22 protein-coding genes are annotated in these 25,954 nt (G+C 67.4%); 10 read left to right on the forward strand and 12 right to left on the reverse strand.

What is annotated here, in order from left to right:
* Positions 1 to 14: 14 nt before the first annotated feature.
* Positions 15 to 329: a DUF6916 family protein gene (locus tag J2S76_RS02780; protein ID WP_307057299.1), complete on the reverse strand. Its 315-nt coding sequence runs from the start codon at positions 327 to 329 to the stop codon at positions 15 to 17.
* A gap of 106 nt (positions 330 to 435) precedes the next feature.
* Here J2S76_RS02780 and J2S76_RS02785 point away from each other — a divergent pair, with 106 nt between their 5' ends.
* Genes J2S76_RS02785 through J2S76_RS02795 form a run of 3 tightly spaced genes read left to right on the forward strand, consistent with a single transcriptional unit; the run spans position 436 to position 2,467 of the window.
* Positions 436 to 717 carry a PqqD family protein gene (locus J2S76_RS02785; RefSeq protein WP_307057301.1) on the forward strand — a complete coding sequence of 94 codons (282 nt, stop codon included), beginning with the start codon at positions 436 to 438 and terminating at the stop codon, positions 715 to 717.
* Positions 718 to 731: 14 nt separating this feature from the next.
* On the forward strand, positions 732 to 1,634 hold the full coding sequence (locus J2S76_RS02790) for a hypothetical protein (protein ID WP_307057303.1): 903 nt from the start codon (positions 732 to 734) through the stop codon (positions 1,632 to 1,634).
* The gene (locus tag J2S76_RS02795; protein ID WP_307057305.1) at positions 1,631 to 2,467 is read left to right on the forward strand and encodes a sulfotransferase domain-containing protein; all 837 of its coding nucleotides are present in this window, start codon (positions 1,631 to 1,633) and stop codon (positions 2,465 to 2,467) included. Before J2S76_RS02790 ends, J2S76_RS02795 begins: the two co-directional genes overlap by 4 nt.
* A 28-nt stretch (positions 2,468 to 2,495) precedes the next feature.
* Here J2S76_RS02795 and J2S76_RS02800 read toward each other — a convergent pair whose 3' ends face one another.
* Complete coding sequence (locus tag J2S76_RS02800) at positions 2,496 to 4,364, reverse strand: asparagine synthetase B family protein (RefSeq protein WP_370874680.1); 1,869 nt, start codon at positions 4,362 to 4,364, stop codon at positions 2,496 to 2,498.
* A gap of 405 nt (positions 4,365 to 4,769) precedes the next feature.
* Here J2S76_RS02800 and J2S76_RS02805 point away from each other — a divergent pair, with 405 nt between their 5' ends.
* The 5 genes from J2S76_RS02805 to J2S76_RS02825 all read left to right on the forward strand — a co-directional run bounded on the left by J2S76_RS02805 (position 4,770) and on the right by J2S76_RS02825 (position 7,343).
* Positions 4,770 to 5,318: a phage tail protein gene (locus tag J2S76_RS02805; RefSeq protein WP_307057309.1), complete on the forward strand. Its 549-nt coding sequence runs from the start codon at positions 4,770 to 4,772 to the stop codon at positions 5,316 to 5,318.
* Positions 5,319 to 5,328: 10 nt separating this feature from the next.
* Positions 5,329 to 5,883 carry a phage tail protein gene (locus J2S76_RS02810; RefSeq protein WP_307057311.1) on the forward strand — a complete coding sequence of 185 codons (555 nt, stop codon included), beginning with the start codon at positions 5,329 to 5,331 and terminating at the stop codon, positions 5,881 to 5,883.
* A gap of 14 nt (positions 5,884 to 5,897) precedes the next feature.
* Positions 5,898 to 6,434 (forward strand): phage tail protein, encoded by a 537-nt coding sequence (locus J2S76_RS02815; RefSeq protein ID WP_307057313.1) that lies wholly within the window; start codon positions 5,898 to 5,900, stop codon positions 6,432 to 6,434.
* 4 nt (positions 6,435 to 6,438) lie between these two features.
* Complete coding sequence (locus J2S76_RS02820; protein ID WP_307057315.1) at positions 6,439 to 6,987, forward strand: GNAT family N-acetyltransferase; 549 nt, start codon at positions 6,439 to 6,441, stop codon at positions 6,985 to 6,987.
* A gap of 98 nt (positions 6,988 to 7,085) precedes the next feature.
* Entirely contained in the window at positions 7,086 to 7,343 is a 258-nt protein-coding gene (locus tag J2S76_RS02825; protein WP_307057317.1) for a hypothetical protein, read from the forward strand.
* Positions 7,344 to 7,357: 14 nt separating this feature from the next.
* On the opposite strand, the gene J2S76_RS02830 is transcribed toward J2S76_RS02825, so the two are convergent.
* The gene (locus J2S76_RS02830; protein WP_307057319.1) at positions 7,358 to 8,578 is read right to left on the reverse strand and encodes an MFS transporter; all 1,221 of its coding nucleotides are present in this window, start codon (positions 8,576 to 8,578) and stop codon (positions 7,358 to 7,360) included.
* 115 nt (positions 8,579 to 8,693) lie between these two features.
* Here J2S76_RS02830 and J2S76_RS02835 point away from each other — a divergent pair, with 115 nt between their 5' ends.
* Positions 8,694 to 9,137, forward strand: a complete 444-nt coding sequence (locus J2S76_RS02835; RefSeq protein WP_307057321.1) for a helix-turn-helix domain-containing protein — start codon at positions 8,694 to 8,696, stop codon at positions 9,135 to 9,137.
* A 205-nt stretch (positions 9,138 to 9,342) separates the two neighbouring features.
* Positions 9,343 to 9,489, forward strand: coding sequence for a hypothetical protein (locus J2S76_RS02840; protein ID WP_307057323.1), 147 nt, complete (start codon positions 9,343 to 9,345; stop codon positions 9,487 to 9,489).
* 37 nt (positions 9,490 to 9,526) lie between these two features.
* Here the strand turns inward: J2S76_RS02840 and J2S76_RS02845 are convergent, their stop codons facing one another.
* From J2S76_RS02845 to J2S76_RS02885, 9 genes are all read right to left on the reverse strand, one after another.
* Positions 9,527 to 18,043, reverse strand: coding sequence for a GH36-type glycosyl hydrolase domain-containing protein (locus J2S76_RS02845; protein ID WP_307057325.1), 8,517 nt, complete (start codon positions 18,041 to 18,043; stop codon positions 9,527 to 9,529).
* A gap of 216 nt (positions 18,044 to 18,259) precedes the next feature.
* Entirely contained in the window at positions 18,260 to 18,817 is a 558-nt protein-coding gene (locus tag J2S76_RS02850) for a gluconokinase (RefSeq protein WP_307057732.1), read from the reverse strand.
* A 5-nt stretch (positions 18,818 to 18,822) separates the two neighbouring features.
* The gene (locus J2S76_RS02855; RefSeq protein ID WP_307057734.1) at positions 18,823 to 19,866 is read right to left on the reverse strand and encodes an L-idonate 5-dehydrogenase; all 1,044 of its coding nucleotides are present in this window, start codon (positions 19,864 to 19,866) and stop codon (positions 18,823 to 18,825) included.
* Positions 19,867 to 19,913: 47 nt separating this feature from the next.
* Positions 19,914 to 21,194, reverse strand: a complete 1,281-nt coding sequence (locus tag J2S76_RS02860; RefSeq protein WP_307057327.1) for a TRAP transporter large permease — start codon at positions 21,192 to 21,194, stop codon at positions 19,914 to 19,916.
* Positions 21,191 to 21,772: a TRAP transporter small permease gene (locus J2S76_RS02865; protein ID WP_307057329.1), complete on the reverse strand. Its 582-nt coding sequence runs from the start codon at positions 21,770 to 21,772 to the stop codon at positions 21,191 to 21,193. The genes J2S76_RS02860 and J2S76_RS02865 overlap by 4 nt, the downstream gene beginning before the upstream one ends.
* Before the next feature lie 105 nt (positions 21,773 to 21,877).
* Positions 21,878 to 22,906 carry a TRAP transporter substrate-binding protein gene (locus J2S76_RS02870; RefSeq protein WP_307057331.1) on the reverse strand — a complete coding sequence of 343 codons (1,029 nt, stop codon included), beginning with the start codon at positions 22,904 to 22,906 and terminating at the stop codon, positions 21,878 to 21,880.
* A 54-nt stretch (positions 22,907 to 22,960) separates the two neighbouring features.
* Positions 22,961 to 23,731: an SDR family oxidoreductase gene (locus tag J2S76_RS02875; RefSeq protein ID WP_307057333.1), complete on the reverse strand. Its 771-nt coding sequence runs from the start codon at positions 23,729 to 23,731 to the stop codon at positions 22,961 to 22,963.
* A gap of 14 nt (positions 23,732 to 23,745) precedes the next feature.
* Entirely contained in the window at positions 23,746 to 24,945 is a 1,200-nt protein-coding gene (locus tag J2S76_RS02880) for a mandelate racemase/muconate lactonizing enzyme family protein (RefSeq protein WP_307057335.1), read from the reverse strand.
* Positions 24,946 to 25,126: 181 nt separating this feature from the next.
* Positions 25,127 to 25,948: a FadR/GntR family transcriptional regulator gene (locus J2S76_RS02885; protein WP_307057337.1), complete on the reverse strand. Its 822-nt coding sequence runs from the start codon at positions 25,946 to 25,948 to the stop codon at positions 25,127 to 25,129.
* Between the last annotated feature and the right edge of the window lie 6 nt (positions 25,949 to 25,954).

Consider the following 25,954-nt stretch of genomic DNA (forward strand, 5'->3'; position numbering starts at 1 on the left):
GCCCGGCCAACGCCTCAGCTGAAGATCGCCTGATAGGCGAAACGATTCCCGTCGCCGGCGATGGGGACGAGGAATATGTCCAGCTCGCCCAGCGCCTCATGGTGCAGGCGATGGGTGAGCTGGACCAGGCGATAGGGCCCCTCGCCCTCAAAGAGCAGCTGGAAGCCATCGCGCCCACCGGGCAGGTCGCCGGCGGGAGGACGGCGTACGGGCAGCCTCGCGGCCTCCCGCAGGACGATTCGCAAGGGCTCGGGCAGGCCGACCTCGACGGCGAAGCTCTCGCCGACGCGCGGCTCGAACTGCTCAAGCGACCATGCAGGCCTGTCCATGTGATTCCCTTTCCCAGCGTCATGCACTTCAAGGTTGGCTTCCTCTGGACGATACCACCTCGGCCGGTTAGGTGTAGAGGCAGTGGTGACAACTTGAGCGTGACCCATGCCCCTTTCAACCAGTTCAGAGGTCGTTCGGCGCCACCATCCGCTTGAAGCCGCCATTGGCGACACGCAGGTTCTGCTGGATGTCGAACAGGGCCTTTATTTCGGGCTGAACGCGGTCGCCAGCAGCATCTGGCAGCGGCTGGAGCGACCCATCCGGGTCGACGACCTCTGCCGCTCGCTCAAGGCCGACTATGCGGGCGACGAGGCGCGCATCCAGGCGGAGGTGCTCGCCTTTCTGGCGCAGCTTGAGACGCAAAACCTCATCGATATTCGCGCGTGAGTGCGGCGATGCCGATGACCGACGGCCTCCTCTGCGGCTGGCGCATCCGCTCCGAGATTGCGCTGCCGGAGCTTTTGTCATGGCAGGGCGACGACCGGCCGCCCGACCTCACCGTCTGCCTCGGCGAGGTGGACGAGCACCTGCCCGGGGGCCGGGAGATTAGCCCGTTCATTCACATCGACACCAACGGCGCCGGCCTGCTGCAGGTGCCGATGGTGGGGCGGTTCCTTGTGCGCCCGTCCGGCGACATCACCGTCGCGCCGCACCCCGAGGCGAGCGAGACCGAGATTCGGCTGTTTCTGCTCGGCTCGGTGCTCGGCCTGGTCTGCCATCAGCGCGCACTGCTGCCGCTGCATGCCTCCAGCGTCGTCATCGAGGGCGGCGCCGTCGCCTTCTGCGGCCATTCGGGCATGGGAAAGTCCACTTTGGCGCTGCGCTTCGCCCGGCGCGGCCATGCCGTCGTCTCCGATGATGTCTGTGTCCTCGACAGTGGCCCGCCCGCCCGGGTGCGGCCCTCCTTTCCGCGGCTGAAGCTCTGGCGCGATGCGATCGAGGATGCGGCGCTCTCTTCCGAAGGCCTGGAGCGCAACCGGCGCGGGCAGGAGAAATACCATTTTCTGGAGCCCGAGGCGGGCGTTCGCGATCCCCTCCCCCTGCGTGCGATCTTCCTTTTGCGCCGGCCCGAACGCGGCGAAGCGGAAGGCATTGAGCGGCTGTCGGCACCGCTCGACATCCTTGCCGCACTGGAGGCCGAAACGTTCCGGCCGCAGATCGGGCGGGCACTGGGGACCGAGAAGGCGCTGTTCCAGGCACGCACGCTCATCGCTAATTCGGTGCCCGTCTATCAGCTTCGGCGCCCGCCGGATGCGCCGCCCGAGCGCTGGCTCGACGCCATCGCGGCGATCGTGCGGGGATGAGCGGCCTCGCGCTCATCGCATCCTATCCCAAGTCCGGCAATACCTGGCTGCGGGCCTTCCTCGCGAGCCATCTGCGCGGCGGCCAGCCGATCGATCTCAATGGCGACCTCTCGCGCATCAAGAATTTGACCGGCCGTAGCCTGCAGGACAAGCATGCGGGCCTGGAGCACTCGGACCTGACGCCGGATGAGGTGGCTCTGCTTCGGCCCCTCACCAGCCGCCGGATCGCCCAGCTGCAGCCGGGCCTCTATAAGACCCACGACTCCAACCTCGTTCCGCTCGGCGCGCGCGAGCCGGCGATTCCCGCCGATGCCATAGACCGCCTCGTCTATATCGTCCGCGACCCGCGCGATGTGGCGATCTCGATGGCGCATCATTTCGGCTGGACGCCTGAGGACAGCGTCAACCAGATGGCCGATACGACCTTCCGCATGGGCCGCTCATCGACCCGGCTCAACATGAATGTCGAGCAGTGGGTCTCTTCCTGGAGCGCCCATGTCGAGAGCTGGCTCGACGCGGCCGATCTACACCTGCTGCCGCTGCGCTATGAGGACCTGCTGGCCGACCCGCTGGAGCGTTTCACCGAGTTGTGCCGGTTCCTTGATCTGGATGACACGCGGCACGCCATCAGCCGCAGCCTGGAGGCCAGCAGCTTCACCGCGCTCGCCGCCCAGGAGGCGCGCACGGGTTTCCGCGAGCGGTACCCGGCCTCAACCGCGCCCTTCTTCCGCAAGGGGGGCGCAGGCGGGTGGCGGGGGGAATTGCCGCCGGGGCTGGCCGAGCGCGTGGCCAGCGCGCATAACCGGGTCATGGCACGCCTCGCCTATCGCTGACGGCCCGCCGCCAGGACGCGGCGCCGGGCTACCCGTTTCCGCCCTCGACGCGGCGGATGAAGCGGCCGGCGGTGAGCGCACGGCTGAAGGCGCAGAGATAGTCACGGTTCGCCCGTTCACTCGTGTCGTCGATGCCCGGCCAGGCGTCGAGCAGTGCATCCATGCGGTTGAGATCGAGGCACTCGCTGGCGAAGGGGCTGTTGCGCAGCCGCGCCACTTCCGCCCGCAGGCCCGGGAGCGCTTCCTGGAAGCCGACCCGCCAGTCAGCCGCCTGCAGTCCCTTGCGCCGCTCATTCAGCACGACATCCGGCACAAGACCCCGCATCGCCCGGCGAATCAGCGAGCGCGGCACGCCACCCAGCGCGAACTGCTCCTCGGGAATGGCGAGGCACAGCTCGACGACGCGCCGGTCCATGGTGGGGTCGCGCAGTTCGAGCCCGAACAGACGGCGCGCCACCATGACCGGGAAGCCGCGATGGCTGGTTCGATCGAGTGCGGCCAGCCGCAACGCCCGGCTGTCGCCGCGGCCGATATTCACGAGGTTGCCGGCCACGGCATGGGCACGATCGGCTATGCCGGAGCGCTCGAGGAAATGCGGGTGAACGGCGGAGAAATCGAACAGGCCGGTTTCCCTCTTGCCTGCCGCCGCCCGCAGCCGCCGACGCAGCGACGCCGGCAGGACGCTGTCGGCGACCTGCCCGCCAATGCCGAGCCAGCTGCGCCCGCCCCGGCGCAGGTCCCGCATGGTCGCGACGGCGCCCAGCCAGTCGCCCTTGTTCAGCCGCGACGCCAGCAATTCGCTGCCGGAGTAGCTGATGGTCAGATTTCCCATCGGGGCCTGCAGCAGCACGTCCAGACGACGGCGCCGCGCCTCGCGGCCGATGGCGTGGACCCAGACCATGTTGGAGGCATTCAACACCGGCCATTCGGCCGCCATGTCGTGCATTTCCAGCGTATCGAGCAGCGGTTCGGCATCATTGTCGATTCGTACATGCTCGACATTCGGGTAGAGCGCCGCGACCGCGGCGGCATGCGGCCATTCATCGGTGAATCGGTTGCGGCGGGACGGCTGGGGATGGCGCGGCGCTGCGGTGAAGGCGGTGAGGCTGCGTCCCTGCGCGGCGAGTTCCCGCGCCGCCAGCGCGGTGACGCTCGCACTGTCCAGCCCGCCCGAAAGTTGTGTGCCGATACGCTCGCCGGGACGGATGCGGGCGCGCACCGCTTCCGCAAGCGTGTCGCGCAGCGCTTCCTCGTAATCCGAGTCACGCGGCAGGTGCAGCATTGGCAGATGCTCGGGCCGCCACCAACGATGCAGGGTGAAATCGCCCCTTGCCCAGCGCACGAAATGGCCAGGCGGCACCCGGTTTATGCCGCGAAAGAAGGTGCGCATCGGCTCGCGCGGCAGCATGCACAGCCAGGCCGCCATCTGGTCGGGATCGATGTCGCGCGACACGTCGGGGCAGGCGAAAAGCCCGCGTTGCTCGGTGGCGAACAGCAGGTGGCCGTGACCGGACCAGAAGAACAGGGGGCGATGGGCGCTGGGATCGACGCCGAGATAGAACGCGCGCTGGTCGCTGTCCCAGACGGCGCAGGCATAGTCGCCGATCAGGTGGTGGAAACAGTCGCTTCCCCATCTGGCATAAGCGGAGCCGGCAAGGGCACTATCGGTTCGCTCTCGGGTAGCGTCGAGACCGAGCGCCCCGCACAGCTCCCGGCGGTTATCCAGCCGCCCGTCAAAGGCCACGGCACAGCGGTTCGCGACCTCTATTCCCGCCGCCGTGGCGCTACCAAGCGCGATGGGCGGATCACTGTGCAAGAAGGCGCGGCGATCCCCACGGGTCAGGGCGGACAGACAGGCGCGAATCGGTTCTGGGGAATGCAGCCCCCCGCAGAACACGCTTCCGCTCCCTAGGATGAGAAGCCGTCGGTGTCGCCCTCGTTAGTGAACTGCGTCTCGGCGCTGCCGGCTGGCCTCACCGTAAGCTCAGGTGTCTCCCAAGCCATCGGTGCCTGCCGAATGCTGTCACCAGCCACGCCAAGGGACGGCTGGGGCAACCCGTCTTCATTCATTCACGCCTCCCAGAATTCCGACAATGCAACCATCGGTCGTTAGATATCGAACATGCCACGCGCCCCAACGTCAACCAGCCGGCGCCGAATTCCGAGCTCATTGCCGCCCGCCACGCAAGATTCTTGAAGGAATATACTACCGGTAATTGACACGAAGTAATGATGCTCGGTATGGTTGCACTCATAGCATGTCGCCCTCGCAGCTGGCTCGGGGGATCAGGGAGGCATCGGAATGAGTGATAGCTTCGTCGGTGAAATTCGTGCCTTTGCCCACGCCAAGATTCCGTCCGGATGGCTGGCCGCGAACGGCGCCCTTCTTCAGATCAACCAGAACCAGATGCTGTACGCCCTGATCGGCAACAGGTTCGGCGGCGACGGCGTGAAGGATTTCAAGCTGCCCGATTTGAGAGGAAGGGTGCCGATCGGATATGGTTTCAATTCGACGCTGGGCTTGAATTACGCCGTGGGAGCGACCGGCGGCGCGGAGACGGTGACCTTGACCGCCGCGACCTTGCCGAAACATTCGCACCCGTTTCGGGCCTGCACGATGATCGGCACCCAGATCAACAAGCCGGGCAGCCATCTGGCAGGTGTCGCTAAGGACAATGACAGCGGGAAGATCCGCTATCTCTACGCGCCCTGCCCCGCCATTCCCAAGGTCTCACTGCACGCTGACACGATTACGGCCACCGGTGACGGGCATCCGCACGAGAATATGCAGCCCTTCGCGGCGGTGACGTACTGCATCTGCTCCAGGGGCATCTGGCCGCAACGCGACTAAGGAGGCGGAAATGGAATGCTATGTCGGCGAGATCAGGTTATTTGCCGGAAAGAAGCCCCCCAGGGGGTGGGCGCTGTGCGACGGGAAATTGCTCCCGGTCATCGGCAATGAGGCTCTCTTCGTCCTCCTGGGCGCCACCTGGGGGGGCGATGGCCACACGAGTTTCGCCCTGCCCGACCTGCGCGGTCGACTGATGGTCGGCGCGGGCCAAGGTACGGGCCTCACCTCGCGCCTCCTGGGGGCCGTGGGCGGCGTGAAGGAAGTTACGCTGACCCATTCGCAGATCGCCGCCCACAAACATCTCGTGATGGCGACGGAGGCCGATGCCACCACGGAGAAACCCGATACGACGATGGTCTTTGCCACGGCCTCTTCCCCGGATGCGGCGTCAGACCGGGGCGGGCTGCCCTACATCCACGACAAAAGCGGCACCGAGACACGCACTCTGGAAAGCGACACCATCGGCCACCAGCACCAATACCTAGCGGGTCCCCACGATAACATGATGCCTGCGCTCTCGATCAATTACATCATCGCACTCAGTGGCATCTACCCCCAAGAGTAATAACGGAGACAGTCATGGATGCTTATATGGGCGAAATACGTGCCTTTGGCTTCGACTATCCGCCGGTCGACTGGGCTTTCTGCGACGGTCATGCCGTGGATGTCGCTCAGTTCCAGGCGCTGTTCTCTATTATTGATTTCACCTATGGGGGGAACGGCAGGACGACGTTCAACCTGCCGAACCTGAAAGGCCACGCCGCGATGGGGGCGAGCTATGACTATGCGTTGGCCAAAGCCACGGGGACGCCGACGGTCGCCCTCACCCACCCGCAGCTTCCCGCGCACCACCACGAAGCGTTGACCTATATTGGCAATCTGGCCGACGCCAAGCTGAGCGCGAGCCCGAAAGACAACTGCCTCGGCCGCTATGAGGTTGCAGGCGTCAACAAGTTAGCCAACCATTACCTGCCGGGCAGCACGGATACCGACACCACCCTGGCGGAGGCCAGCATCGGCATCGCTGGCGAGGGAGCCGCGCATCAGAACATGCAGCCTTATCTCGCCCTCAACTACTGCATCTGCCTGGTCGGCGAGTATCCGGCCCCCGAGTGACGCCATGGCCACCGGTCCAGACTATCTGCCAGGCAGCCTTCGCTGCCTCGGCCTCTCACTACGCTTTGAAACCCCCAAGGACGCCCCGTTCCTCGCGGCGCTGTTCGCCAGCGTGCGCAGGCCGGAATTCGAGGGCAATGGCTGGCCGGACGACGTCCGGCACGCCTTTCTGGCTGACCAGTTCCGCCTCCAGGTGGCGCACTATGCGCGCTACTATGCCGATGCGGCGTTCCTCATCGTCGAGCGGCAGGGCGTCCCGATCGGTCGGCTCTATCTCCATCGCGGCCCGCGCGAGCATCGCATCGTCGATATCAGCCTGCTGCCAGAGACCCGCAACCAGGGCATTGGCGGCGCGCTGCTCGATATGGCCTGCACTGAGGCCAGCCGCCTCGGGCGCCTTGCCTCCATCCATGTGGAGAAGAACAATCCCGCCCAGCGGCTCTATCGGCGCAAAGGTTTCGTGCCGGCGGGCGAGAGCGGGCCGTACTGGCTGATGATCCGCGCGCCAGACCAGGAGACGGCGGCCGAAGCGCATGCCGAAGCCGGCGCCTGAGCCGGCTTTCCCGGCAGGTTCTGGAAGGTTGCCCGCGCCTGCTCTATAGGGGGGCGCCTGTGCACTTTCCCTAAAGGCACCTCGCGCGGAACCTCTTGATGATCGACCTGTTCGCCCTGTTCTCCGGCTTCGCCATATTGTGCTTGTCGGCCCTAATCGCCTTCACGCTGCGCCGGCTGCTGCCGGCGGTGCTTATTATCACCGCCCTCGCGGTGCTGGCGGCCGTGGCCGCGGTCGATTTCGGCCTGTTCGCCGCGCTCACGCCACTGCTCATCATCTATGGCAATGGCGCGCTCATGGGCGGCGTCGGCGGGGCGCTCTATGCCCGCAAGCTCGCCGAGGAGCGGGGGCGCTAGACAGGCTCAGCCGCTCACCTTCCAGAGGCGACCTTCCGGCAGGACATGCCGAGCGCGACGATCATCAGTCCGCCGGCCAGCAGGAAGGTGAGCTGCATGCCGGCCGCGATCGCCGCAGATTGTGCGTGCAGCAGATCCTCCGTGCCGGCGCCGAAGGCGAACACGCCCCCGAGAAGCGAGGCACCCAGTATGAGGCCGATATTGCGTGACAGGTTGAGCAGGCCCGACACAGTGCCGCGCCGGTCAGCGGGAACATCGGCCAGCCCGGCCGTGTTGTTGGCGGCCTGGAACAGCTGATAGCCCGGCGTCAGCACGACGATGGCGCCCACATAGCCCGCAACCCCGATCACGCCCGGCAGCACCGCCAGGAAAAACGCGCCGGCCGCCAGCAGCCCGAGCCCGAGCATGAGCACCCGGCCGCTGCCCCAGGCATCGACAAGGCGCCCCGACGGAACCCCGCTGACGATCGAAACTGCCGGTCCGATCGCCATCACCGCACCCACCAGCGCCTCCTTCAAGCCGAGGCCGAGTCCGAGATAGAACGGCCCGACCACAAGGGTCGCCATCAGCACGGCGGCGACCAGCATATTGACGATCAGATTGGGTGCCAGCCGCCGGTTCAGCACGGCGCACAGGGGCGGCGACGCTGCCCTCTCCCGGCGGGGCGTGTCCGGCAGCGCCATCCACGCCAGCACAAGGGCGAGCACTGCCAGAGGCAGCTGGGCCCAGAACAGGCCGTGCCACCCTGTCAGCGGGATCAGCAGGCCGCCGAGCGCGGGGCCGAGCGCGGTGCCCAGCGCGGAAACCGTGCCGAGCAGACCCATCGCCCGCCCCAGCCGCGCCTCCCCAGCGCTCCGGCGCATCAGGGCCATGGAAAGCGTCATCAGGAAGGCGGCGCCGATGCCCTGCAGCACCCGGGCGCCGACCAGCAGCCCGAGGCTCGGCGCCAGCGCACACAGCAGCGAGGCGAGCGCGAACACGCCGAGGCCCGCCATCAGCATGGGCTTCAACCCGTAGCGGTCGCCGAGCCGGCCGGCGACGACGACCGAGACCGTCAGCGCGGCGAGATAGGCGACGACGACCGCCTGCACCTGCGAGAAGGGCGCCGCGAACGCCTCGGCCAGCGCCGGCAGCGCGATATTGGCGATGCTGGTGCCGAGCGCGGCCAGCAGCATCGCCAGCGCCAGCGCCGCTGTCAGCCCCCGCTGTGTCGTCGGCGCGCCGGCCTTTTCCATTCCCGTTCCTATGGCCACTTCCGTTGCCGCCTCCATGCCTGCCATCCCTTTCCAGCTCTTGCGTCACTGCCTGTCGGGGGGCACAGTGCCACTTCAAGTCGACTTGAGGTCAAGCATGAAATTCATGGATATTGGGGAGGTCGCGGCCCGGAGTGGAATCGCGCCCTCGGCGCTGCGCTATTATGAGCAGGCCGGGCTGATTTCCTCGGTCGCCCGCCACGGGCTGCGCCGGCAGTTTTCGCCGGAGGTGCTGCTGCAGCTCACGCTGATTTCCATGGGCAAGTCGGCGGGGTTCTCGCTGGAGGAGATCGCCGGCATGTTCGGCCGCAACGGCACGCCGGACCTGCCGCGCGCCGTCCTCCACCGCAAGGCCGACGCGATCGACCGGCAGATCCAGGAGCTGACGGCGCTGCGCGACACGCTCCGCCATGTCGCCGACTGCCCCGCGCCCTCGCATATGGAGTGCCCGACCTTCCGGCGGCTGGTGGAAACGGCGGCCCGGCGTGCGGCAAAGCCAACGCGCACCGGAAGGCCGAAACCCCGATCGGCTCCCCGTTGACGTTCACGCGCCCGGCCCCGCCCCTCCTCCATCTGCCGCAAAGGCGCGTGCGAATGACGGCCAGCCGATTCCGGCAGATCTTCCTGGCCGGGACGTGCGCACCGCTGAGGAACCCGACATCCCCATGCAGGTTTACAGCCCGATGGCCATGCTTGCCGGCTTCTCCCCTCGCTCAACGATGCTCACAACAATCGGAGAATGACCCATGACATGGGAATATCTGGTGGTCGAAACCACCCTCGATTCCGCCGCGCTCGGGGAACTGGGGGCGCAGGGATGGGAACTCGTCGCGGTCGTCTCCCCCGGGCATTTCGTGCTGCACTACTTCTTCAAGCGTCCGGCGCGCGGCTGAGCGACACCGACCGTTTCCCAAGCGGCTGGGACCGCTGTCAGGTGCCAAGCCCGCCAATGACCAGCCGATGCGCCGTGCCGTCCAGCGGCACGCGAAACGCGCCATCGACGCGCTCCACCGCGACGCCGTCCAGCCGCGCGCCGACGTTCGCCTGACCTTCCTGCGCCGGCCCGACCACGATCTCGTAAGCCGTTCCGGCAATCGTCACCCGGGCCTCGAATCCCGGCCAGTCCTCGGGAATGCAGGGCGATACGGTGAGATGCGCGCCGTCTTTCCGGATGCCGAGAATGCCCTCGATGCCGGCGCGGTACATCCAGGCGGCCGAGCCGGTGTACCAGCTCCAGCCGCCGCGCCCGGCATGGGGCGCAACCGAATAGACATCCGCGGCCAGCACATAGGGCTCGACCTTGTAGGTCGCGACCTGGCCCGGCGAGCCGCCATGGTTGATGGGGTTGAGCAGTGCGAACAGCTCGTGCGCCTTTGTGCCGTCCCCGAGCCTGGCGAAGGCGAGGATCGCCCACATGGCGGCATGGCTGTACTGGCCGCCATTCTCGCGCAGGCCCGGCGGGTAGCCCTTGATATAGCCGGGGTCGCGCGGCGTGTTCTTGAAGGGCGGCGTGAACAGCAGCGCGATGCCCTCCTCGCGGCGGACCAGATGCTGCTCCAGCGAGGCCATGGCCTGCGCCGCGCGGCTCGCATCGGCCGCACCCGACAGCACCGCCCAGGACTGGGCGATGGAATCGATGCGGCACTCGTCATTGTCGCTGGAGCCGAGCCAGGAGCCGTCATCATAGGTAGCGCGGCGGTACCAGGCGCCGTCCCAGGCGTGTCGCTCGATTGCCTCGCGCACGGATGCGGCATGGGCACGCCAGCGCCCGGTACGCAGGGGATCGCGCGCCTCGGCGAGCGGGGCGAACATCTCGACCGTGCGGATGAACAGCCAGCCGAGCCACACGCTCTCGCCCTTGCCGCCCTCCCCGACCCGGTTCATGCCGTCGTTCCAGTCGCCGGTGCCCATCAGCGGCAAGCCGTGATCGCCGGTGAGTTCCACGCATTGGTCGAGCCCACGCGCGCAGTGCTCGAACAGCGAGGCGCTCTCCTGCGAGGGCATCGGCTGGAAGAACGCATCGTGCTCGCCGGGCCGCAGCGGCGGCCCCTCGAGGAACGCCACCGGCTCGTCCAGCACGCCCGCGTCGCCGGCGGCGGCGATATAGGTGGCGGCGGCATAGGCCAGCCAGACCCGGTCGTCGGAAATGCGGGTGCGCACGCCCTGGCCGGAATGCGGCAGCCACCAATGCTGCACGTCGCCCTCGACGAACTGCCGGGCGGCGGCGCGCAGCAGATGGCGGCGGGTCTCCTCCGGCTGCGCGAAACTCAGCGCCATCCCGTCCTGCAGCTGGTCGCGGAAGCCATAGGCGCCGCTTGCCTGGTAGAAGGCCGAACGTGCCCGGATGCGGCAGGCAATGGTCTGGTACAGCAGCCAGCCATTCAGCATGATGTCGGTGGCGCGGTCCGGCGTCTTCACCTCAACCGCGCCGAGCAGCCGCTCCCAATGGTCGGTGACGGTCTTCAGCACCGCATCGAGATTGGTCGCGCGGTAGCGGGCGATCAGCACGCGCGCCTCGTCTCCCGTGCGGCACTGGCCGAGCGTCGCCACGATCTCCACGCTTTGTCCGGGCTGCAGCACGACGAGTCTCTGCAACGCCGCGCAGGGGTCCAGCCCGGCGCCGGTCTTGCCGGAGAGTGGCACCTTGCCCATCAGCGCCGCCGGCGCCGCGACGTCGCCCTTGCGGCCGAGGAACTCGGTGCGGTCGGCGGTCCAGGCGGTCTGCATCCCGCCGAGATCGGCGAAGGCGACCCGCCCATTGCCGATCGCGCTCCATGAATTGCGGGCAAACATCGCTCCGGTGGCGAGATCCATCTCGGTGGCGATGAACGGCGCCGAGGCCCCGCGCACCGTGCCGAGCACCCACTCGACATAGGCCGTCACCGTGAGGCGGCGCACCCGGTCAGACGTGTTGGTCAGAGTCAGGCGCGAGATCTTGATCGGGTCGGCCAGCGGCACATACTGCAGCAGGTCGAGCGCGACACCGTTGGCTTCGTGAGAAAAGCTGGAATAGCCGAAGCCGTGGCGGGCGATATAGCTGCCACCGTCGCGAATGGGCAGCGCCGTGGGGCTCCAGGCATCGCCGGTCGCCTCGTCCCGGACATAGATGGCCTCGCCGATCGGGTCGGCGACCGGGTCATTCGACCACTGGGTCAGCTGGTTTTCGCGGCTGTTCTGCGCCCATGTGTAGCCGCTGCCGTCCGCCGAAACCTGGAAGCCAAAGCCGCTGCCGGCGATCACATTGATCCACGGCGCCGGGGTGGTCTCCTCGCCGTTCAGCTGGACGACATATTCGCGGCCGTTCTTGTCGAAGCCGCCGAGCCCGTTGAAGAACTCCAGCGACAGCTCCGACGGCGCCACCACCGGCGCCATCGTCCGGCGGCGCCGTGCTGCCGCCGGACGCGGCAGGAAGGCCGGAATATAGGTTAGCTGGTTGGCGATCGTGCCCCGACGCGCCGAGAGCACGACACGGGCCACCGATTGCAACAGCCCGCGCCCTTCCAGGCTCATCATGTCGGTGCGCAGCACATGCACCGCGCCCTGCCCCTGCTCGTCGCCGAAGCGTGGGCGCGACTGGCTTGAGCGCACGGCCGTCTCGATGGCGATCTGCAGATCCTGCACATAGGACGAGGCGTGCTCGTTGAGGATGACCAGATCGACCGCCAGTCGCTTCATGCCCCAATATTCATGGGCGCGCAGAAGCTGGCGCACCTGCGCCATGTCCTCGAGATCGTCGATGCGCAGCAGCACGATCGGCAGATCGCCGGAGATCGAATATTGCCAGAGCGAGGATTGCGGCCCGGCGCCGCGCTCGATGACGTCGGAGGGCACGCGGAAGCGGGCGTCGGCATAGATGATCGGCGCGGCAAGGCGCTGGAAATCGGCGGCCTCCTCGGCCTTCACGTCGAGATGGCGCAGCTGCACCTGCGCCTGCGTCCACGCCAGTGTCTTCGCCCGCTCGAAGGCATTGCGGTCATGATGCTTGTCGACGAGATTGAGCAATTCCTCGCGCGAGGACGCGACCAGCGTCCAGAAGGCCACGCGCACGGTTCGGCCGGCGGGGACCTTCACCCGGTGGCGCAGCGCAAAGACTGGGTCGAGCACCGTGCCAACCGTGTTGGAAAGGGCCGCCCCTTCCCGGATGACCGCGGCCTCGCCCGGCTCGCGGTTGCGGCCGAGAAAAAGGGCGCGATCGCTCTCATATTGCGGCGGATCCAGCATCTCGCCCTCGATGACGGCGAAATGCGCGGCCCAGATTTCCGCCTCGTACGGCGAGCGCCGCCGGCGGGTGGCGATGAGCGCGCCGAATTCCGGGCGGTGCTCGGTCTCGACAAACATCTTGGCAAAGGCCGGATGCGCGTTGTCGGTCGCCGGCGTCGCGAGCACCAGCTCGGCATAGGAGGTGAGCTCGATCTCACGCGCCCGCCGCCCGCTATTGGTCAGCGAGACGCGCCGCACCTCGCCATCATCCTCGCCGGAGACCAGCAGATCCATGGTGGTGATGAGCGAAGGGCTGCGGTGGATGAATTCGGCGCGGTCCTCGGAGAACACCACGTCGTCGTGCTCGGCGGCAACGCCGAACGGCTGGGCGCCGGCCGACCATAGTTCGCCGCTCTGGCTGTCGCGCAGGAAGATGTGCGAGCCTTGCACGTCGCGCGTCGCATCCTCGCGCCAGCGGGTCACGGCGATGTCGCGCCAGCGGCTGAAACCAGTGCCGGCGGTCGTCACCATCACCACATAGCGGCCGTTCGAGAGCAGATGCGTCACCGGCGCCCCACCGGAAGGTGGCTTGAGGCAACGCACATTCGGCGCCTCATTGGCCTCGCTCCTGGCGGAGGCCTTCACCTCTTCGGCGCGGGGATAGGCGACGATGACGTTGCGCGGCATGCGCTCCTGCAACAGCAATTCGCTGGCCTGGATGATCGGCTCGCGATGGAAGCGCGCCCGCATCTGCCCGCCGCCCAGCACATTGGCGATGGCGACGATTGTCATGCCCTGATGGTGGGCCATGAAATTGCGCACGATGGCGACGCTGGCATCGGCGGGCCGGCGCGCAGGGGTGAAGTCCAGCGCCTCATAGAAGCCGTAGCGTCCGCCGGCCCCCATAGCGGCGAGCCGGGCAAAATTCTCCCGCGCCCCCGAGGGGTCGACCATGGTCGCCAGCCCCGTCGCATAAGGCGCGATCACCAGATTGTCCGACAGGCCCCGCTTCAGGCCGAGGCCCGGCACACCGAAATTCGAGTACTGGTAGGTGAATTCGAGATCGCGCGCATTATAGGCGGATTCCGAGATGCCCCAGGGCACGCCGAGCCCGCGCGCATAGCTCTGCTGGCGCGCCACCACCAGCCGGTTGGTCTGTTCCAGCAGGCTGCCGGTCGGCGCCCGCATCACCAGCGAGGGCATCAGATACTCGAACATCGAGCCGGACCACGACACCAGCGCGGAACCGCTGCCGAGCGGCGTCGCCGTGCGCCCGAGCCGGAACCAGTGCCGTGTGGGCGCGTCGCCCTTGGCGATGGCGAACAGGCTGGCGAGCCGGGCCTCCGAGGCCAGCAGATCGTAGCAGCTCGGGTCGAGGCAATTGTCGGGTACGCTGTAGCCGATGGAGAGCAGCTTGCGTTCGGGATCGAGCAGGAAGGCGAAATCCATCGCCAGCGCCATGTCGCGCGCGGTCTGGGCGATGGTGCGCAGGCGGTTGCGCAGCGTGCGGGGAGCATCGGCGAGGTAGAGCCGGTCACGCTCGTGCTCGGCCACCGCAACGCGCAGGCGCTCGGTCCAGAAGACCAGATCCGGCGCGCCGCTCTCGTCCGCGGTCGGCGCCAGGTCGGCGGCCAGACGCGACGCTTTCTCGGTGAGGCGTATCAATGTCGGCGTCGAGGCCTCCAGCCCCTGTCCGCCGTGCAGCAGCGCGGTGATCTCGACGAACAGGCCGTCCAACTGGCCGGCGCGCTCGTCGGCCGCCATCACCTGCGTCGTGCCGAGCGCCTCGCGGGCCAGCGCGATGGCATCCGCCATGCCGGCTTCCGCCTTATGCGTGAGCGGTACGTCGATCCACTCCTCGCAGGCCACGGCGACGACGAGAAGATGGCCGGCAAGATTGCCGCTGTCGACCGAGGAGACATAGGCCGGCTCCAGCACCCGCAGGTCGCGCGTGCCGTACCAGTTGAAGAAGTGCCCCTTGAAGCGCGCCAGGCGCTGCATGGTCGAGAGCGTCGCCTCCAGTCGCTCGACCGTCTCCATCGTCGCCGCCCAGCCGAAATCGCGCGCCGCCACCGAGGACATGAGGTAGAGCCCCATATTGGTCGGCGACGTGCGGTGCGCGACCACCGGCTTGGGGTCCTCCTGGAAATTGTCCGGCGGCAGCATGTTCTCGGCTGGGGTGACGAACGTCTCGAAGAAGCGCCAGGTGCGGCGGGCGATCAGCCGAAGAGCGTGGGCATCATTGGGCGAGACCGCCAGCGTCTTGGCGATCGGCGGCGAACGGCTCGCCCAGAAGGCCAGCGCCGGCGCGGCCAGCCACAGCAGGGCGAAGGGCAGGATCACCGGCCATGATTCCGGCGCCCAGGCGAAGGCGCCGAGCGTCATCGCCAGCCCCAGCACGGTACCGCCCTGCATCTCGCGGTAGAAGCCGATGAGATCGAGCCGCGGCTGAGCGCCGGCCACCGCCGCCGTGGTCCATTCCAGCAGGTGCCTATGACTGACGAACAGCCGGAAGAGCGTGCGGATCACCGCATCGGCGAGGCGCCAGCTTTGATCGGGGAGAAAGGCGAAGGTGAACACGGTCTGCAGCAGCGCGATGCGCAGATCGTCCGCCAGCGCCGTCACATGGCTGAGCAGCCGGATACCGACCCCGCGCGGCACGATGGAGAACAGCGCCGGCAGAAAGGCGGGGATCGCGATCGCCGCGATCAGCGCCAGCACCGCATGGACATTCCACGGTGCCGGCGCCAGCCAGCTGACGCCCAGCGCGGCGAAGGTGAAGGGTAGCACCAGCGAGCGGCGCAGATTGTCCAGCATCTTCCAGCGGCCGAGCGTCGGCACCGCATGCGCGCCGGACCGCAGGCCGAACACCCAGGGCAGCAACTGCCAGTCACCCCGGGTCCACCGGTGCTTGCGCTTGGCGATCACGTCATAGCGGGAGGGAAAATCCTCGACCACCTCGACATCGGACGCCAGACCCGCGCGGGCATAAATGCCCTCGAACAGATCATGGCTCAGCAGTACGTTTTCCTTGATCCGCCCGGCGAGCGAGGCCTCGAACGCATCGACATCATAGATGCCCTTGCCGGTATAGGAGCCCTCGCCGAACATGTCCTGATAGACATCCGACACGGCGGCCGCATAGGGGTCCATTCCGCCCGGGCCGGAATAGACCCGCTGGTAGAGCGAGCCATCGCGCCCGATCGGCAGCGAGGCCGTCACGCGCGGCTGCAGGATCGCGTAGCCGCCCACGACGCGCTGCTCGGCGACGCTGAATTGCGGCCGGTTGAGCGGGTGCGCCATCTTGCCGACCAGCCGCACCGCCGCATCGCGCGGAAGGCGGGTATCGGCGTCAAGCGTGATGACATACCGCACGTCCGCCGGCACCTGCGGCGGCTGGCCGTGAAACGCGATGAAGCTTGTATTGGTGGCGCCGCGCAGCAGCCGGTTCAGCTCATGCAGCTTGCCGCGCTTGCGCTCCCAGCCCATCCATTTGCCTTCGCCTTCGTTCCAGACGCGATGGCGGTGCAGCAGCAGGAAGCGAGGCCCTGATGGCGCCGGCCCGTAGCGGCGATTCAGCTGCGCGATCGCCGCCGTGGCGGTGGCAAGCAGGGCCTCGTCACCCTCCACCTTCTCCTGGTCGGCATCCATGCCGTCCGACAGCAGCGCGAAGGCGAGATCGCCGCTGGAACCAGTGAGATAATGAACTTCCAGCCGCTCGATCTGCTCCAGCAGATCGGCTTCGCTGGTCAGGAGCGTCGGCACGACCACCAGCGTGCGCAATTCGGTGGGAATTCCGGCCGCGAGCTCCAGCCCCGGCAAGGGCGAGGCACCGAACGAATACGCCACGCCCCGGTTGACCAGCGCGCTCGCCGCATCCGACGCCGGCAGGAAGGCGAGCGGCGCCAGCAGCAACAGCCAGCCGGCGAAGCCGCCGGGAATGGCGAGCCACGCATAGGCGAGCACAAGCAGCGTCAACGTAGTGATCAGCACCGCCACGGCATAGCCATGGACTCCGAGCGGCGTGTTGAGCCGCGAAATCCACAGCCGCGCTGGCGGGCGGAAGCCGATGCTCGTCTCCAGCGCGAGCCGACCTCCGGCGATCAGATGATAACCCGGATCACGCGCGCTCTCCTCCCCCTGCATCGCCGTGGCATCCGCACGGGTGCAGCAGGCGCTGGCGCTCAAGGCGCGGCGCGCGACCTCCAATTCGCTGACGGTCGAGCCGCGCGCCAGCTGCTCAATGGCGCTGCGGTAGAGATTGCGGGTCGCGAAATCCATCGCATCGAAGCCGCTGGCGCCGCGCAGCGTCTGGTCGACCAGGCTGACGCTCTCGAACCATTCGGCCCAGTCGATATCGGAGATCAGGCGCATGCTGGTGATGACATTGCGCACCGTGACATTCGACGCCCCCTGCCTCTGCTGGGCGTGCTGAACCACCTCGTCGATCGAGGTCTCTTGCAATTTGAGCCGCTCATCGAGCCATCCGAGCGCTGGCGTGGTGCGCGGATCCTGGTCGCGCAGCCGCTTGGCCAGTTGCGCCGCGAACAGTTCCGACAACGGCTCGCACGAGCGCGCCACGATATCGCTGTCGAGCGAAAAACCGGCGAAGCCGGTCTCCAGCACCCGGTTGGCCAGAGCGTCGGCTTGTGCCCGCGCCTCGCGTCCGACCATGATCTGGTCGGTCAACCGGCGCAGATTCTCGATCAGCACGATCCGGAGCGTGATCGCCACCGCCCAGAGCTCGCCGATCGAGAGCGGCTCGACGGTTTGGTAGGAGGCAACAAAGCGCCTCAGAGTGGTCGGGTCGACATGGCTGTCCGTGTGGGCGACGAACGCCCAGGCGAGGCCGAAGACTCGAGGGTAGCCGGCGAATGGACCGGCGGCGAGCTTGGGCAACTGGCGGTAATAGCCCGGCGGCAGGTCGTCGCGGATCTCGCGGATCTGCTCCTCGACGAGGTGATAATTGTCCAGCAGCCACTCGGCCGCCGGCACGACCCCGTTCCCCTCCTCCAGTTCGGCGGCACTGGCGCGATAGGCCGCCAGCAGCACCCTGGCATTGTCGTTCAGGCGGCTTTGCAGGGGGACGACGACCGGCGGATTGGGCGACACTTTCTGTGCCGCCGCGAGGCTTTCAGCATGCTGCTCCAGCCGCTCGACGCCGAACAGCTCCTCCCGGACAGGGGCCGTGTCGCTCCAGGGCGCGGACGAACGACGGTCGAAAACCGCGCGGAGTTGGGCCAGCATGATCGCCTTTCAGCCCGGCATCGCGCCAGGGATGAGGGGGCGGAACGGGCCATGTCAGATAAACCGGAGCCTCGGGAGAGGTTCCGGATAGGCGAGAGTTGGGCGGGTTGGCTGTGTCGGCGCCGACGTTACAGCATTTGGCGCGCGCGTGGGGAACTCATCGCTACGGGCGCGCTGGCTCTCTCATTGGCCTGTCAGGCGGCCGCCCGACTTGGTTCAGGCGTCCCTGCCGGCCGACAGTTCGAACGCGGAGGGACCGGCCTGCGCCTGGCGGATCGCCTCCCCTGCGCGGGCAATGACATCGGCAAGCGGACGATCAATGTCGACCGTCACCACGTCCGCTTCGCCAGTGGGGACTTCAAGTGTGGCGAGCTGGCTGTCGAGAAGCGCGAGCGGCATGAAATGCCCGGCACGCTGGCTCATGCGCTCGGCCAGCACGGCCCGCGAACCGCTGAGGAACACGATGTCGAGCGGCCCGGCCGTGCGGAGCTGGTCGCGATAGGCGCGGCGCAGCGCCGAGCAGGACACCACGACCCCGCGCCCGGCGGCACGGCTGTCGGCGATCGTCCGGCAGATCATCGCCAGCCAGGGACGGCGATCCTCGTCGTCCAGCGGCTCGCCACGGGCCATCTTGGTGATGCTGGCGGGAGGGTGGAGCGCGTCGCCCTCGATGAAATCGGCGCCGAACCTGTCGGCAAGCGCCTGGCCGACCGAGGACTTGCCGCAGCCGGAAACGCCCATCACCACGATGGCCGGAGGCACCTCGCGCGGCATGAGCGTCACGAAGCCGCGCCGAAGCGGAACTGCACCTTCATCGCCCGCCGTCGGTCCGAGGCCAGCGCGAACGCCGCGTCCGCCTCCTCGATCGCGAAGCTGCCCGTCAGCAGCGGCGCGAGGTCGACACAGCCGGTGGAGATCAGCTCGGCGGCGCGGGCGAACTCCGCGTCGAAGCGGAAGCTGCCGCAGAGGTTCAGCTCCTTGGCGACGATGGCATTCATCGGCAGGGGCAGCTCGCCGCCGAGCCCGACCAGCACGATGGTGCCGCGCGGGCGGGTCAGTTCGATGGCGCTTACCAGCGCACGCCCATTGCCTGAGCATTCCAGCGCCGCGTCGACCCGGCCCTTGTCCTGGGCGAGATCGGCCAGTTCGTCCGTGCCGCCCGAGACATCCACGCACCGCGTCGCCCCGAGCCGGGCGGCGATGGCGAGGGCTTCCGGCGCGATGTCGGTGGCGATGATGTCCCGCGCTCCCGCCAACCGCGCCGCCGCGATGGCAAGGCAGCCGATCGGGCCGCAACCGGAGACCAGAACGGTCTTGCCCGCGAGATCGCCCGCCTGCGCCACCGCGTGCAGCGCCACGGCGAAGGGCTCACACAGCGCGGCGAGCGACAGGTCGACATCGTCGGCGACTTTCACGGCCTGGGCTTCCGGCACGGTCATCTCCTCGCGGAACGCTCCCTGTACATGGGGAAAGCGCATCGCGCTGCCGTAAAAGCGCATGTCGAGGCACTGATTGCGCAGGCCACGCTGGCAGTAGTCGCACTGCCCGCACGGCCCCGAGGGATTCACCGCCACCTTGTCGCCGACCTTGACCGAGGTCACGCCCGCCCCGACCGCCTTGACCGTGCCGGCCACCTCATGGCCGAGCACCATCGGTTCGCGCAAGCGCACCACGCCGAAGCCGCCCTGGTGGAAATAGTGCAGGTCCGACCCGCAAATGCCCCCCGCCCCCATCTGCACAACGACATCGTGCGGGCCGGGCGCGGCGGCCGGCAGCACCTCGAGGCGCAGATCGTGCGGGGCATGGATGACGATGGCACGCATGGTGGGCAAGTCCTTGAAGAGAAAGGAGGGCAGGAACGGGCTCGCCGTCACCGGGTCATCCAGTGCAGCGGCCACAGGACGATCTGCGGGAAGGCGACCAGCAGGAACATCACGAAGCTCTGGGCGATCAGGAAGGGCAGCACCCCCCGTATCACCCCGCTCATCGGCACCTTGGCGACGCCGCAGACCACGTTGAGCACGGTGCCAACCGGCGGCGTGACCAGGCCCAGCGCGTTGTTCATGATGAACAGCACGCCGAAATAGACCGGGTCGATGCCGGCCTGCTTCACAACAGGCATCAGCACCGGGGTGAGGATCAGCACGGTGGGGGTGAAGTCGAGCGCGGTGCCGATGATGAACACCAGCACCATCAGGATCGCCATCAGCAGGATCGGGCTGTCCATGAACGGCTCGACGAAGATGGCGAGCTGCTGGGGAATGTCGGCGGTGGTGATCAGCCAGGCCGACACGCCGGCCGCCGCCACCAGGAACATGATGACCGCCGTCGTCTCCGCCGCCCGGTAGATCAGGCGGAACAGGTCGCGCGGCTTGATCTCGCGGTAGATGAAAAGGCCCACGAAGAGCGAGTAGACCGCAGCGATGACCGCCGCCTCGGTGGGGGTGAAGATGCCGAACTTCAGGCCGCCGATGATGACCAGTGGCAGCAGCAGCGCCCAGAAGGCGTCGCGGGTCTCAACCAGGCGCTCGCGCATCGAGCGCCGCGGCTCGACGCGGGGATTGTCGCGCTTGATGCACCAGCGCCACGCCACCATGATGGCGATGCCCATGAGCACGCCGGGCACGATGCCGGCGATGAACAGCTTGGTGATCGACACGCCGCCGGCGACGCCGAAGATGATCATGCCGATCGAGGGCGGGATGACCGGGGCGATGATGCCGCCGCAGGCGATGAGGCCGCAGGAGCGGTTCACGTCATAGCCGGAATTACGCATCAGGGGCACAAGCACTGAGGCGAGCGCGGCCGTGTCGGCGACAGCGGAGCCCGAGAGCGACGCCATGATGACCGCCGCCATGACCGCGACATAGCCCAGCCCGCCACGGATATGGCCGACCCAGGCCATCGCCATGGTGATGATGCGCCGGGTCATGCCGCCGGCATTCATGAACTCGCCGGCGAGCATGAAGAAGGGCACCGCGAGCAGCGGGAAGCTGTTGGCGCCGTCCCACATGTTCTGGATGATGATCTGCGGATCGGTGATGCCCATATAGAACATCATCGCGAGGCCGCAGCCGATCAGCGCGAAGGCGACCGGCATGCCGAGCGCCATCAAGCCCAGCAGCGAACCGACGAAAATAAGGACGATCATGACACTGTCCCTTTGCGGGAGGTCTGGTCGGCGAGCTCATGCTCGATGTCGTGGATCTCGGACATCCCCTCCTCATTGACGTCGATCAGCTCGTCATCGGCGACATGGCCGAAGGCGAGGCGAACGAGGTTGGCGAGGCAGATGAGGCCGATCGCGGTCGAGGTGATGTAGCTCACGCCATAGACCCACAGCGTCGAGATCTGCGCGACGGGCGAGGAACTGCCGGCGATGATGTCGTGCTGCAGCCAGGTGCCGTAGAGCATGTACAGGCTGCACACGAGCATGATCGCCTGGCTGATGCCCCAGCACAGCTTACGGCCGAGCAGAGGCAGGGCGCGCACCACGAGGTCGACCCCCAGATGCGCCCGCCGGTGCAGGCCGACGATGGCGCCGAGGAAGGTGAGCCAGACAAAGGCGAAGCGCGGCAGTTCGTCGGACAGGTCGATACCGGTATTGAAGCCGAGCCGCAGCACCACATTGCCGAAGACGGTGACGAGCATGACGACCATGCACAGCACCATCACCGCTTCCAGCACGCGGTAGAACGCGGCGATCGCCAAGCTGAGCAGTTGGTTCATCGGGACACCTCGCGAAAGCCAGGCGCCGCTCCGTCACCGAAGGAAGGGGTGCGCCGTGGGAGGAAGGCCGGCGACCCGCGCAGGCGGGCCGCCGGGGGCGATCGCTCAGTTGGCGCCGCGCGCCTTCTCGATTTCGGCGTAGAAGCCGTCGACAAAGGCGTCGCCGATCTGCGGCTTGAACTTCGCCACCACCGGCTTCACCTGGGCCTGGATGCGGGCCAGCTGGTCGGCGGGAACCTCGTCGACTTCGACGCCGGCTTCCTTGAACTTGGCGATGACGTCGCGGTCACCCTCGTCAAGCAGCTTGCGCTGCAGCAGACCCGCCTCGACCGCAGCCTTGCGGATGCCGGCCTGGTCGGCCGGGGTCAGCTTGTCCCAGAACTTCTGCGAGGCCACCAGCGCCACCGGCGTATAGACGTGGTTGGTGAGCGAGATGTACTTCTGAACTTCCTGCATCTTGTTGGCGTACATATGCAGGAGCGGGTTTTCCTGGCCGTCGATCGCCTTCACCTCAAGCGCCGGGAACACTTCCGAGAACGGCATCGGGGTGGCGTTGGCGCCAATCGTCTTCCAGGTGTCGAGCGCGACCGGGTTGGCCATCACCCGCAGCTTCAGGCCGGTGATGTCGTCAAGCTTGGTGACCGGGCGGCGGCTGTTCGACAGGTTGCGGAAGCCCATGCCGGTCCAGGTCAGGCCGACAATGCCGGAGGGCTCGACCTTGGCGAAGATTTCCTTGGAGGAGGCGCCGTCGAGCACGGCGTAGACTTCCTTGGTGTTCTGGAACATGAAGGGCAGATCCCAGACCTGCACTTCCTTCACCCGCGACGACAGCGGCGCCAGCGTGCCGATATAGAATTCCTGCGTGCCGGACTGCACCGCCTGCAGCTGCTTCTCGTCGCTGCCGAGCAGAGCGCCGTGATAGGTCTGCACCTTCACATTGCCGTTGGTGTAGGTACCGACCAGCTCGGCGAACTTGTTCATCGCCGCCGCCTGCGGGTGGCTTTCCGGCATGGCGTGGCCGGCCTTGGCCTTGATTTCCGCCAGGGCGGGGCCGGCCGCGAACAGGGCGGCGGCGAGCAGCGCGGCACCGGCGACCCGCAGGCCGGCGGTCTTCGTTGCGAAAGGCGTCTTCATGGGGTTTCTCCTTGGTACGGCTTGGTTTTGTTGTGGAATGCGGCGGCGCGTCGCCTAGAGGACGGCCAGCATGCCGCCGTCGACATAGATGAGCTGGCCGTTGACGTAGTTGGAGGCGGGCGAGGCGAGGAACACCGCCGCGCCGACCAGTTCATCGGGCTGGCCCCAGCGCTTGGCCGGGGTGCGGCCCTTGACCCAGGCATCGAAGGCCGGATCGTTCATCAGCGCCTCGTTCATGTCGGTCGCCATGTAGCCGGGACCGATGGCGTTGGCCTGAATGTTGAACTGCGCCCATTCCGCGACCATGGAATGGGTCAGCGTCTTGATGCCGCCCTTTGCCGCCGTGTAGGGCGCCACCGTCGCCCGCGCCGCCTGGCTCATCAGCGAGGCGATGTTGATGATCTTGCCGCCGCGACCGCGCGCGATCATGCGGCGGGCCGCCTGCTGGCTGACCAGGAAGGCGCTGGTGAGATCGACTTCCAACACCCGGCGCCAATCGGCCGGATCGAGATCCACCATCGGCTTGCGGAACTGGATGCCGGCATTGTTGACGACGATGTCGACCTCAATGCCCTCGGCATCGAGCGCGGCGAAGGCTTCGGCGACCGCCGCGTCATTGGTCACGTCGAAGGGCAGCGCGTGGGCGTGCAGGCCCTCCCCTTCCAGCACGCGGCAGGCCGCATGCGTGGTGTCGGCCTTGGTGCCGTTCAGCACGACGCGCGCCCCGGCCTGGGCGAGGCCGCGGGCGATGCCATAGCCGAGGCCGCGGGCCGAACCGGTGATGAGGGCGGTGCGCCCTTGAAGCGAAAAGAGCTGCGTGGACATGGAGATATCGCTTTCTAGAGAGCGCTGCGGCGGGTGCTGACGTCGGGGCGCTTGAACACGTCGGGGCGCAGTTCGAGGCCGAGCCCGGGGCCTTCCATCGGGTAGGCATAGCCGTTCTCGATGCGCGGCAGGTTGGTCACCAGCTCGGTGTACCAGCCGCGATAAAAGGCGCGGACCGACTCCTGGATCAGCGTGTTGGGCTGGCTGAACGAGCAGTGGATCGCCGCCGCAAAGGCCACCGGGCCGGTGCAGTCATGCGGGGCGAAGGGCCGGTGATAGGTGTCGGCCTGCGCGGCGATCTTGCGGCCCTCGGTGAGCCCGCCGGTCCAGCACAGGTCCACCATCACCACGCCGACCGCATCGACATTCAGGAAGTCCTGATAGGCGAAGCGCGAGCCCAGCGTCTCGCTGGCGCAGACCCAGACATCGGTGGAGCGGGCATATTCGGCCAGCGCCTGCGGCGAGTTCATCCGGATCGGGTCTTCGTACCAGGTCGGCGCATAGGGCTCGAGGGCACGGGCGATCTTCTTGGCGGTCGGCAGGTTCCACAGCGAGTGGAACTCGACCATGATCTCCATCTTGTCGCCGACCGCCTTGCGGATCTTCTCGAAGGGCTCGATCGCCGTCTTCATCTGCTCGGCGGTGATGTAGTTGCCGCCGGTCTCGATGGCGGCGGGATCGAACGGCCAGATCTTCATGGCGGTGATGCCTTCGTCGAGCAGGCTCTCGGCCAGCTCGTCGGCACGGTTCATGAAGCCGTCGAGATCCTCATAGGGCCCTTCGGCCTCGCCGAGGCCCCAGGTGGACACCGGCTTGATGCTCATCGAGCGGACATATTTATAGCCGGCGCAGGTGTTGTAGAGCCGCAGCTTGTCGTGGGCGAGGCCGCCCAGCATCTGGTGGACTGGCTGGTTGCAGATCTTGCCGAAAATGTCCCACAGCGCGAAGTCGATCGCCGAGGCGGCGCGGTATTCGACGCCGGTCGAGGCCTGCGCCAGCGGCAGGTTCACCATCTCGCGGTTGAGCGCCTCGATGCGCAGCGGGTCGCGGCCGAGCAGCCGGCCGGCCAGCGTGTCATGAATATGCGCCTCGACCGCGCCGGCGCCATAGAAGGTCTCGCCGAGGCCGATCACGCCCTCGTCGGTGTGGACGTGCACCCAGAGCAGATTGGCGAACTCGGCTACGCGGATGGTCTCGATGGCTGTGATTTTCATGAGATCTTGCAAGCGGCTTTGAGGACACGACCGGGCATTGCCCGTCCGCGAGGACGAAGCTGGTCGAAGGTTCGACGATGGAGCGGGAGGCCGGCCCGGCCCACACGGCACACTCACGCGGCACGCTCATGTGGCGGTCAGCATGGCGCGAGCGGTCAGCGGCGCGGGAGGCGCGGCGCGCCTAGGTCAGGGCGATCGAGTCATGGCGTTCCTCCAGCATTTCCTCGTTGTTCTTCTGGTCGAGCTCTCTGTCGGCTCGTTGTTGAATCTGCGCCACGCTGGCCGTCTGGGCCGGGGTGCGAAAAGCTTCGGGGTCGGCGCGCAGCAGCTTGCGCATGTCGCGCTCGGCATCGTCGAGCAGCTCGATGATGGCGTCGCCCGCCTCGGAGGGCCGGCGCTGCTCGATCGCCTCGCACACACGGCGGTGCATGGGGAGCGAATGCGCGCGCCCGCCGGGGACGGCGGCGACGCGCTCGAAACAGATGCGCAGCACCGTCGACATCACGCTCTGCAGCTGGGTGACGAAGGGATTGGCACAGGCGCGGATGATGGTGCTGTGGAATTCGAGGTCGGCGGCGACATAGTCGCCCTGCCCATCCACGGCGGCGGCCATCGCCTCATAGGCCGCCCGAAGCGTCTTCAGCTCGTCCGGGCTGGCCCGCTCGGCGGCGAGGCGGGCGGCGGCCGGCTCGATGATGCGGCGCAGCTCCATGATGTCGGAGCCGAGCGCGAGATCGACGCCATTGGCATCGGCGCGCCAGATCATCACTTCCTGATCCAGCAGGCTCCACCGGCTCTGCTCCAGCACCACCGTGCCGGTGCGACGGCGCGCCTCCAGCATGCCCTTCGACACCAGCCCCTTGATCGCCTCGCGCAGCACGATGCGGCTGACGCCGAGCTGGGCGCACAGCACCGGCTCGGCCGGAATCACCTGGCCCGGCCGATAGCGGCCGGCGCAGATGTCCTTACCCAGTCGGTCAAGGGTGTCATGGTAGAGCGTCATGCCAAT

It is taken from the genome of Ancylobacter vacuolatus (assembly GCF_030813595.1).
Taxonomy (GTDB): domain Bacteria; phylum Pseudomonadota; class Alphaproteobacteria; order Rhizobiales; family Xanthobacteraceae; genus Ancylobacter; species Ancylobacter vacuolatus.